Genomic DNA, 9592 nt, shown 5'->3' with positions numbered 1-9592 from the left:
CCGCGGCCACCGCCCGGGCATCGGGGAAGCGCGCCTCGGGCTCCGGGGCCAGCAGGCGCAGGCACACCTCGCCCAGCGCCCGGGGCACGCGCGGGTTGCGCTCGTGGGGCGGCTCAGGCTCCGCGTGGAGCGCGGCCTCCGGCTCCGCCGGGTCGAAGGGCCAGCTCCCCGTCAGCAGCCAGTAGAGCAGCACGCCCAGCGCCCACAGGTCGTCCTGGGACGTCGAGCGGTAGCCCTCGCCCCGCCCGCCCTCGCGCAGGAAGCGCAGCGCCTCGGGGCTCCGGTAATGAGGAGTGCCCGGCGGCAGCCGGCGGGTGAGCGCCCCCTCGTGGCCCGCCGAGCCGAAGTCCACCAGCACCACCCCGCCCCCCGGCTCGTGCACCATGACGTTGGTGCCCTTCACATCCCGGTGCACCACCCCCGCCGCGTGCACCTCCACCAGTGCCCACGTCAGCCCCAGCACCTTCTCCGTGGCCTCGAGTGCGTGGGGATTGCGCTGCCGGGCCCAGGCCTGCAGCGTGCGCCCCGGCACATAGCGCGTCACCAGGAAGAGGAAGCGCGGCGCGGCGGCCGGCCAGTAGCCGTGCCCCAGCAGCGGGGCGATGCCCTCGGACTCCAGCCGCAACAGCGCCTCCATCTCCCGCCGACCCCACGTCCCCGCGTGCCGCACGGCGATGAGCTTCACCGCGTACAGGCGGCCGCCGCAGCACCCCCGGTACACGACGCCGAAGCCCCCGCGGCCCAGCCTCGCCTCCAGCAGGTAGCCGCCCACCACGCTGCCCGGTGGCGGCAGCCCCGCGTCGGCTCTCGCCTCCCGAGCCCCCCGCCTCCACAGCAGGCGCCTCAACGTCAGGGGCAGTCGCCCCGCCCCCAGCCCCACGTCACTCGTCCCGGTCCACATTTTCGAAGGCATCCACCGAGCGGAACGTCCCCACCGCCTCGGCCCCTCGCCACAGGGGCACCGCCTCGGCGCGCAGCCGGGCCAGCTCCCGGGCCGCCCGCCAGGGGCCGTACCACCAACTCCGGGCCCTCAGACATCGGCGCAGCTCCGCCTCCAGCTCCGCCCCCGTCGCGTGGCGCTCCGCCGGCTCGCGGCGCAGCAGCTTGCGCAGGACGACCTTCACGGGCTCCGAGAGGCCGTGCAAGGCGTACTCCACGTCCCCGGGGCCATAGCAGTCGGCGCGCAGCGCCAGTTCCTCCAGCCCCAGGGGCTCACCCTCCCACTCGCCCCACGTTCCGCGCTTCTTCACGGTGTGCACGTGCGCCACCCGCCGATCCAGGGGCTCCACGTAATAGAGGTGCTGGCCCGTCACCAGCTCCAGCAGCACCAGCCCCAGGGAGAAGAGGTCCGCGCGGGCCTCGTGCTGGAGCCGGGCCCCGCCCGCGCACAGGCGCTCCGGCGCGGCGTAGTCGGCGTCTCCCAGCGGCGCCGCCTCCTCCGTCGTCTCCTCCCGGCCCGGCAGGCGCGACCAGGCCACCCCGAAGCCGGAGAGCTTCACCCGTCCCTCGCGGCTCACCCGGAGGTTGGCCGGACACACGTCCCGGTGGACGAGGCCCAGCGGCTGGCCCCGCTCGTCCGCCAGCGTGTGGGCATAGTGCAGCGCCCCGGCCACCTCGGCGCAGACATACAGGCCGAGCTCCTCGGACAAGGGCCTGGCGAGCAGCGCCGCGTCGCACAGGGCTGTAGCGAGCGAGGTGCCCTCGACGAACTCCGACACCGTGTAGCCCGTCTCCCCCTGCTGGTAGTGGCCGAACACCCGGACGATGCCCGGGTGCGAGAGGCGCGAGGCGAGCCGTGCCTCCTCCGCGAGCCGCTCGCGCGCCTTGCGGGGCTGCCGCCGATCCAGGGCCTTCACCACCACCAACTCCGCCCTGCCCTGGGGAGGATGACGCCGCGCCAGCAGGATGGCCTCTCCGAGCGGCCCCTCGCTCACGAGCCGGATGCGCTCGAAGTGGGTGCCCTCGCTGGAGAAGAGGTGGTGCTCCGACTCGTGGCGCGCGGGCCGTCGCCGGCTGAACTGCTTGAGGCTGACCATGGGGCGCGCACCCTACCGCGAATGTCGACCCGAAGGTAACTACTCCCCAGGTCTCCCGCCCCTCGGGGGACTCAGGCCCGGGCACGGGAGATTCCCAGGGAATGAGAAGAAAGGGCACAAAGAGTCTTTACATTCCTCTCCCCGAGTGGAGTGTTCTTGTCTCAGCCACCTGTCCGGAATTCAGTCACGGCGATAACGTAGGTATTTGGAATCATTGGGCTCACCATATACTTTGAACACCAATTTTGACGCGACTCACTGGATTTGCTAGGCTCACCCTGAAAGCGAAGAAAATCAAAATTCCCACTTGCCAGGGAAAAACGGCTCGCGTACGGTTCGTTCCGCATTGACCTTCCCCGCAATGCGTACCCCCACAGGAGTCCCCATGCGCGCTGTGCGTAATGTGCTGTTCCTTGGTTCCGTGCTGTCCCTGGCCGCCTGCGGCGGTGCCGAGATGGATCAGGCCGCCGAGGCCGAGCTTGGCCAGATGGGCGCGCCCCTGCACCAGGCCGCTCCCGGCCTGCGCATCGACGGCGACTACATCGTGAAGGTCAAGGACGGTGCGGACGCGCGCGCCGTGGCCGCGGTGGCTGGCGTCTCCCCCCGCCACGAGTACTCCATCATCAACGGCTTTGCCGCCTCGCTGAACAAGGGCCAGCTGACCGCCCTGCGTCAGAACGCGGACGTCGAGTACGTGGAGGAGGACGCGATCGTTCAGGCCGACGCCACCCAGTCCGGCGCCACCTGGGGCATCGACCGCATCGACCAGCGCGCCCTGCCGCTGAGCGGCACCTACACCTACACCACCACGGCCTCCAACGTGACGGCGTACATCATCGACACGGGCCTGCAGACGAACCACACCGAGTTCAGCGGCCGCGCGGCCAACGTGTATGACGCGTTCGGCGGCACCGGCGCCGATTGCCAGGGCCACGGCACGCACGTGGGCGGCACCGTGGGCGGCGTCACCTACGGCGTGGCCAAGGGCGTGAAGCTGCGTGGCGTGCGCGTGCTGGACTGCTCGGGCTCCGGCGCCAACTCCGGCGTCATCGCCGGCATGGACTACGTGCGCGTCAACGCGGTCAAGCCCGCGGTGGCCAACATGAGCCTCGGCGGCGGCTACTCCTCCACCACGAACACCGCGGCCAACAACCTGGCCAACTCCGGCGTGTTCCTCGCCGTGGCCGCCGGCAACAACAGCGGCGCCGACGCCTGCAACTACTCGCCCGCCAGCGCCGCCTCGGCCACCACGGTCGGCTCCACGGCCAGCAACGACACGCGCTCGTCCTTCTCCAACATCGGCCCCTGCGTGGACATCTACGCCCCGGGCTCCAGCATCACCTCGGCGAAGCTGAACGGCACCTACACCGCCATGAGCGGCACCTCGATGGCCTCGCCGCACGTCGCTGGCGTGGGCGCGCTCTACAAGGGCACCTACGGCGACGCGGCCTCCTCCACCGTCGACTCGTGGCTGAAGACCAACGCCACCAGCCTCTCCATGGGCAAGTTCCTCTTCAAGGGCTCCCTGTAATCCCAGGCTGAACATCGGTTGAGCTGACGGGGGTCGTGGCTTCGTGCCGCGGCCCCCGTTTTCTTTTGGGAAAGCCCCTTCCTCGCCGTAGCAGGAGAAGCCCCATGCGCGCCGTGCGTCACGTGCTGTTCCTTGGTTCCGTGCTGTCCCTGGCCGCCTGTGGTGAGGGCGACACGAAGGACTCGTTCGTCCAGCCCGAGGAGTCCGGTCAGACGGGCGCGCCCCTGAAGATGGCCGAGCCCGGCCTGCGCATCGAGGGCGCCTACCTCGTCAAGGTGAGGGACGGGGCCGACGCTCGCGCCGTGGCCGCCGTGGCGGGAGTGTCCCCGCGCTTCGAGTACTCCCTCATCAACGGCTTCGCGGCCTCGCTCACCCCGGGCCAGCTCACCGCCCTGCGCCAGCACGCGGACGTGGAGTACGTCGAGGAGGACGCCGTCGTCCACGCCACCGCCACCCAGTCCGGCGTCAACTGTGGCCTGGACCGCATCGACCAGCGCAACCTGCCGCTGAGCGGCTCCTTCACCTACACCTCCACCGCCGCGGGCGTGACGGCGTACATCATCGACACGGGCATCCTCACCAGCCACACCCAGTTCGGCGGGCGCGCGGCCGTGGCGTATGACGCCCTGGGCGGCAACGGCCAGGACTGCAACGGCCACGGCACGCACGTGGCGGGCATCGTGGGCGGCTCCACCTTCGGCGTGGTCAAGGGCGTCAGCCTGCGTGCCGTGCGCGTGCTGGACTGCAACGGCTCCGGCACCAACTCCGGCGTCATCGCCGGCCTGGACTGGGTGCGCGTCAACCACGTCGCCAAATCCGTGGCCAGCCTGGGCCTGGGCGGCTCCTACTCCGCCACCCTGAACACCGCCGCGACCAACCTGGCCAATTCCGGCGTGTTCCTCGCCGTGGGCGCCGGCAACAGCGCCTCGGACGCCTGCAACTCCTCGCCGGGCAGCGCCCCCAGCCTCATGACCGTGGCCGCCAGCACCTGCGGCGACGTCAGCGCCCCCTACACCAACCACGGCAGCTGCGTGGATCTCTACGCTCCGGGCTCCAGCATCACCTCGGCCTGGTACTCCTCGAGCACGGCCACCAACACCTTGAGCGGCACGTCGGCGGCCGCTCCGTTCGCCACCGGCGTGGCCGCCCTCTACAAGGCCACCTACGGCGAGGCGGCCTCCTCCACCGTCAACACGTGGCTCATCAACAACGCCACCCCCAACGTCCTCACCGGCGTCCCCGCCGGCACGCCCAACCGGCTGCTCTACAAGGGCAGCCTGTAGTCCCCTTCGAGCCCGGGTTCGACGCCCCGGCTCACGGAGGCAGGGTGAAGGTGAGCGCCTCCTTGGCGCTCGTCACCGTGCTGGGCAAGGACTGGGGGTCGTCCACGAGTGACTGGAGCAGCTCGCGGGCCTCCGCCTCCTTGCCACGGCGGCGCAGGAGGTTGGACTTGTACACGAGCAGCTCGCCCCGGCTCTCGGCATCCGGCTTGAGGGACAGCGCCTTCTCGAGCCGGCGCTCCTGCTCATCGAGGTCCTTGCCGTAGACGATGAACTCGCGCCAGGCGGGGTAGAAGTTCGGAGCGGCCTTGGTCATCTCCGCCAACTGCCGCTCATACGCCTCGGGGTCCCTCAGTCGCATGAGGTCGATGAACTTGCGGAACGTCCCCTTGGGCACGCGGCCCGACTTCTCCCGGCGGAGGCACTCGAGCACCCGCTTGGTGTCGGCGAAGCCCTTGGGCTCCAGTTTGTCCACCTGCTCGTAGAAGGTGAGGGCCTTGGCGGTGTCCCCCATCAGCAGGTAGGTGAGCGCCGTGTCATAGATGGGCAGGGGCCACCCGGGGGCGAGCTCCCGCGCCTGCTGGAAGTGGTTGAGCGCCTCCTGGAGGTTGCCCGACTCGCCGCTCAGCCGGCCCTGCTGGTGGAACTGCACGGCCTTGTCGTAGGCGGTCGGCTCCTTGGGGGGCGCGGGGGCGGGCGGCACGGGCTGGGGAGGGGCCTGCCGCGGACTCACTACGACCACGGTGTCGGTCGTGGAGGCGGGCGGGGCGGGGGTTCCCTTGCAGGAACAGCCGCCGAGGAGGGAGGTGGCGAGGGACAGGGCGAAGAAGCGGCGCATGTGGGGAGGAGTTCCTCTCTGCTCGCCCCATCTTAGTGGGTTCACTGCGGGGCCTCTATACTCCCCCCCACCCTCCTCGCCCCCGTCCGCCTCCATGACGCCCGATTTCATCGAAGTGCACGACAACGTCCTGAGCCCCAAGCAGTGCCAGGACATCATCCAGCTGTTCGACAAGAGTCCCCATGTGCAGCGGGGCCGGACCGGGGGCGGCGTCGACGTGGCCAAGAAGGACAGCTACGACCTCACCATCAACCTCCATCCGGAGTACCAGGGCCTGCTGCGCAGCCTCCTGGAGGCGGCCTATCCCCCGCTCAAGCTCTACCTGCGCAAGTACCTCTACAGCCTGATCGGCGCCGTCTCGCTGGCCACCAAGCACCCGAAGACGGGCCAGATGGTGACGCTGACGCGGGAGAACTTCGCCGAGCTGGGCGAGCCCAACTTCGAGCAGCTCGTCGGCGCCCTCTACCGCTACGGCGACCTCACCATCCAGAAGTACCTCAAGGGCTCCGGCGGCTACCCGCACTGGCACTCGGAGGTGTACCCGAAGGACGCCAGCTGCGAGGCGCTGCACCGGGTGCTCGCCTTCCAGTTCTACCTCAACGACGTGCCCGGGGCCGGCGAGACCGAGTTCTTCTACCAGGAGAAGAAGGTGCAATCGAAGGCGGGCCGGATGCTCATCTTCCCCTCGGGCTTCACCCACACCCACCGGGGCAACAAGCCGGAGTCCAACGACAAGTACATCATCACCTCGTGGGTGCTCTTCCACCGCGCCGAGACGATGTACGGCGCGGGTGCCCCCGCGAAGTAACGGAAGCCAGGGACCCCGCAAAACGAAACCGCCCCGGCCCGTGAAGGCCGGAGCGGCGGGAGACAGGGCCCGGGTCGGACAGCGCCCGGGCCAGCTCGGGGGGATTACGGGTAGGTGGCCTTCAGGTAGTCCAGGGCCGCCTTGGCGCGCACGATGCCGTAGCCGTAGTAGTTGTCACGACCGGCCGTGCCGCGGTCCTCGGCCGTCTTCTCGAGGGCCGTGCGGATCTGCAGGTTGGTCCAGGTGGGCTTGTAGCTCCAGATGAGGGCCGCCACGGCCGCCACGTGCGGGGTCGCCATCGACGTCCCGTCGTAGGCCTCGTAGCCGCTGCCCGGGTCCGTGACCGAGCTCTCCTCGGTGGCCGACTGGCCGATGCCGCCCGTCGCGATGATGGCCTGGCCATCCTCCAGGCTCAGCGAGATGGCCGGGATGGTGCTGGTGACGCCCGTGCCCAGCGTGCCGGCGAAGGGGCCCGACACGTTGTTGTAGATGACCGCGCCGATGCCGCCACCCGCCTTCGCGTTGTTCACCTTGTCCACGAAGCCGATGACGCCGCGCTGGCAGAGGACGACCTTACCGCTCCAGGCTCCCACGGTGTCGCACAGGCCGCCGTCGACCAGCGCGCCCGTCACGCCCGCCGTGCGGGCCGCGCCGTCGATGTAGCCGCCCGAGTAGGTGGCGCCGGCGACGGTCAGGCTGTTGACCTGCTTGGAGCCGACCGTGGAGATGACGCCCACGCCCGGGGCCGACACGTCCACCTGGCTGTTGTACTGCGAGAAGGTGGCGATCGTCTTGGCGCTGTCCACCGCGCCCACCGAGACCACGATCGGGTAGGAGGCCGGGTAGCTCAGCTGGCTGTTGCCACCGTTGCCCGCCGCGGCGATGGAGAGCACGCCGGCCGCGTTGGCGTTGTTGAAGGCCGTCTCCTCGGTGCGGCTCTTGGCGCCACCACCCAGGGACATGCTGATGACGTTGGCGCCCGCGCTCACGCAGCGGTTGGCCGCGTCGGCCAGACCGGAGGCGTACGTCCAGGCGCAGTCATCGCCGAACACCTTGATGATGTGCAGGTCCACGCCGTTGGGCAGCACGCCCACCACGCCCGTGGTGTTGTTGAGCGCCGCGATGGTGCCCGCCACGTGCGTGCCGTGGTGGCACTTGTCGGTGTTCCAGCCGGCCGGGTAGCCCGTCACCGACTTGGTGGTGGCCGCGTGGTCCTCGTGGGCCATGTACAGACCGGAGTCGATGATGCACACCTTGCGGCCGTTGCCCGTGACGCCCGTGGGCCACACCTGGTCGGCCTGCACCATGCCGATGCCGTAGGGAGTGCTCTGCCCCATCAGGTAGCGCTTGGCATCTTCCTCGATGAACTCCACCGCGGGGTTGTTCTTCAGACCCTGCAGCGCGCGCTCCGGGAGGACGGCGGCCACGGCGCGGGTGCCCGAGATCTCGAGCTTCACCTGACCACCCATGGACTCCACGACGGCGCGGCCGTTGCCGTGACCTTCCTTGAACTGCACGATGAAGCGGCCATCGGCGGCCTGGGCCATGGCGGGCAGCAGCGCGGCGGCCAGCATCGTCGACTTGATGAAGCGCATGTGTCGTACCTCGGGGGTCCGGCTTGGGGGTGTGAAGCGGGTAAAACCTGCTTGCCGGGAAGCTCCAACCTAATGAGCAAGACGCTTGCCAACCCGGAAGCCCGGTCAGCCCCGCAGAGGCCTCGTTTGCTTAAGTTCTTGAATCCCAAGAGGTTTTCCCGCGAATGGAGAATTTCAGGCCCGCAGGAATGTAAAGGGACCTGACGTTCCTCCGACCTGTTGGAGTGTCCTTGTCTTGGACAGGCCGTCCTGCTTTCGGACGGTTTCATGCCGTGACATTGAAATTTTAGCGCTGGGTTACAAGGACACACAGGCTCACCCCCGAAAAATTCAAGGTGGAGCGGAGACAGGCGTGCCACCAAGGCCGCGGACCTGTTTTTCCAGTCAGCGAAGAAAGGGGGGACGGGTCCGCCACCACCCAGGGCGAGCCCCTCCCCGTCAAAGCACGACGCCCCCTCCCATCCGGAGAGGGGAGAGGGCGCCGAGGAAGTGCACGGCCATCAGCCCGGGAGGCCCGGGGCGGGGACTACCAGTTGCCGACGTACAGGCGGCCGAAGCCGCGCGAGCTGGTGCCCGAGGTGTTGCTCTTGACGGCGCTCATGGCCTGGGTGCCCGAGGCGGACGGGTTGTTGGCCCGGTAGAGCGCCAGCGCGCCGGCCACGTGCGGCGAGGCCATCGAGGTGCCGCTCATGGTGGTGGTGCCGCCGCTCTTCGAGGTGGAGAGGATGCTCACGCCCGGAGCCGACAGGTCGACCAGCGAGCCGAAGTTGCTCCACGAGGCGTTGACGTTGTTGGCGTCGTGCGCCGCCACGGTGAGCACGGAGGGCTCGCTCGCGGGCGACTTGGTGGAGGCATCCGCGCCGTCGTTACCGGCGGCCACCGCCACCGCCACGTTGCCGGCCACCATCCGCTTGGCGGCGTCGTTGACGGCCTGGCTGAAGCCACCGCCCAGCGACATGTTGGCGACCTTCTGGGCGGCCGAGTGGCCAGCCACGAAGTCCATGCCGGAAATGACGCCGGAGTTGGTGCCGGAGCCCTGGCAGTTGAGCACCTTCACGCCGAACACCGCCACGCCGGGGGCCACGCCCACCACGTAGTTGGCGTCGTCCCGGGCGCCCACGCTGCCCGCCACGTGCGTGCCGTGGCCATTGCAGTCGGTGTTCTGGCCACCGGCGTAGTTCACGTGGCCCACGACGTTGAGGTCCGCGTGGGCGGCGATGCCCGTGTCGATGATGAACACGGTCGGCCCGGACACGGCGCCGCTGCCGTTACCCGCCAGGGTGGAGTTGGTGGTGGCGGCCACGTTGGTGATGCCGTACGGAATCGTCTGGGCGTCGACCGTCACCACGCCGTCCTGCTCGATGTACTCCACGGCGGTATCGTGCCGCATCTTCTCCACGACGGCCTCGGGGATGCGGCCCGCGAAGCCGTTGAGCGCGTTGCGGTAGACGAAGTTGGGCGCCAGCCCGAGGCCCCGGGCGAACGCGGAGGGCTCCACGCCGTC

The 9592-nt window shown here is 69.6% G+C and carries 8 protein-coding genes; 3 read left to right on the top strand and 5 right to left on the bottom strand.

Going from position 1 to position 9592, the window contains the following annotated elements:
- Both VF794_RS34380 and VF794_RS34375 read right to left on the bottom strand, forming a co-directional pair.
- Positions 1–901 (bottom strand): serine/threonine-protein kinase (locus tag VF794_RS34380; RefSeq protein WP_331117353.1); only part of this gene is annotated, 901 nt, incomplete at its 3' end.
- Positions 882–2036 (bottom strand): serine/threonine-protein kinase, encoded by a 1155-nt coding sequence (locus VF794_RS34375; protein WP_331117352.1) that lies wholly within the window; start codon positions 2034–2036, stop codon positions 882–884. The genes VF794_RS34375 and VF794_RS34380, both read right to left, overlap by 20 nt.
- A gap of 385 nt (positions 2037–2421) precedes the next feature.
- On the opposite strand from VF794_RS34375, the gene VF794_RS34370 reads away from it, so the two are divergent.
- Both VF794_RS34370 and VF794_RS34365 read left to right on the top strand, forming a co-directional pair.
- Entirely contained in the window at positions 2422–3567 is a 1146-nt protein-coding gene (locus VF794_RS34370; protein WP_331117351.1) for a S8 family peptidase, read from the top strand.
- A 104-nt stretch (positions 3568–3671) separates the two neighbouring features.
- Entirely contained in the window at positions 3672–4850 is a 1179-nt protein-coding gene (locus VF794_RS34365) for a S8 family peptidase (protein WP_331117350.1), read from the top strand.
- Positions 4851–4881: 31 nt separating this feature from the next.
- Here the strand turns inward: VF794_RS34365 and VF794_RS34360 are convergent, their stop codons facing one another.
- Positions 4882–5685, bottom strand: coding sequence for a tetratricopeptide repeat protein (locus VF794_RS34360; RefSeq protein WP_331117349.1), 804 nt, complete (start codon positions 5683–5685; stop codon positions 4882–4884).
- A 94-nt stretch (positions 5686–5779) separates the two neighbouring features.
- Here VF794_RS34360 and VF794_RS34355 point away from each other — a divergent pair, with 94 nt between their 5' ends.
- Positions 5780–6493 carry a 2OG-Fe(II) oxygenase gene (locus VF794_RS34355; RefSeq protein ID WP_331117348.1) on the top strand — a complete coding sequence of 238 codons (714 nt, stop codon included), beginning with the start codon at positions 5780–5782 and terminating at the stop codon, positions 6491–6493.
- Positions 6494–6597: 104 nt separating this feature from the next.
- On the opposite strand, the gene VF794_RS34350 is transcribed toward VF794_RS34355, so the two are convergent.
- Together VF794_RS34350 and VF794_RS34345 are read right to left on the bottom strand one after the other, a co-directional pair.
- Entirely contained in the window at positions 6598–8088 is a 1491-nt protein-coding gene (locus VF794_RS34350; RefSeq protein WP_331117347.1) for a S8 family serine peptidase, read from the bottom strand.
- A 526-nt stretch (positions 8089–8614) separates the two neighbouring features.
- Positions 8615–9592: S8 family serine peptidase (locus tag VF794_RS34345; protein WP_331117346.1), on the bottom strand; the 978-nt coding region annotated here is incomplete at its 5' end.

It is taken from the genome of Archangium sp., from assembly GCF_036389735.1.
Taxonomy (GTDB): Bacteria; Myxococcota; Myxococcia; order Myxococcales; family Myxococcaceae; genus Archangium.
The sequence above is the reverse complement of the archived record's forward strand: the minus strand, read 5'-3'. Positions and strand labels throughout refer to the sequence as shown.

What these genes read in the sequence shown, in the direction of transcription:
- VF794_RS34375 (WP_331117352.1), bottom strand. Translation starts at nt 2,036, where the DNA reads ATGGTCAGCCTCAAGCAGTTCAGCCGGCGACGGCCCGCGCGCCACGAG.
- VF794_RS34370 (WP_331117351.1), top strand. Translation starts at nt 2,422, where the DNA reads ATGCGCGCTGTGCGTAATGTGCTGTTCCTTGGTTCCGTGCTGTCCCTG.
- VF794_RS34365 (WP_331117350.1), top strand. Translation starts at nt 3,672, where the DNA reads ATGCGCGCCGTGCGTCACGTGCTGTTCCTTGGTTCCGTGCTGTCCCTG.
- VF794_RS34360 (WP_331117349.1), bottom strand. Translation starts at nt 5,685, where the DNA reads ATGCGCCGCTTCTTCGCCCTGTCCCTCGCCACCTCCCTCCTCGGCGGC.
- VF794_RS34355 (WP_331117348.1), top strand. Translation starts at nt 5,780, where the DNA reads ATGACGCCCGATTTCATCGAAGTGCACGACAACGTCCTGAGCCCCAAG.
- VF794_RS34350 (WP_331117347.1), bottom strand. Translation starts at nt 8,088, where the DNA reads ATGCGCTTCATCAAGTCGACGATGCTGGCCGCCGCGCTGCTGCCCGCC.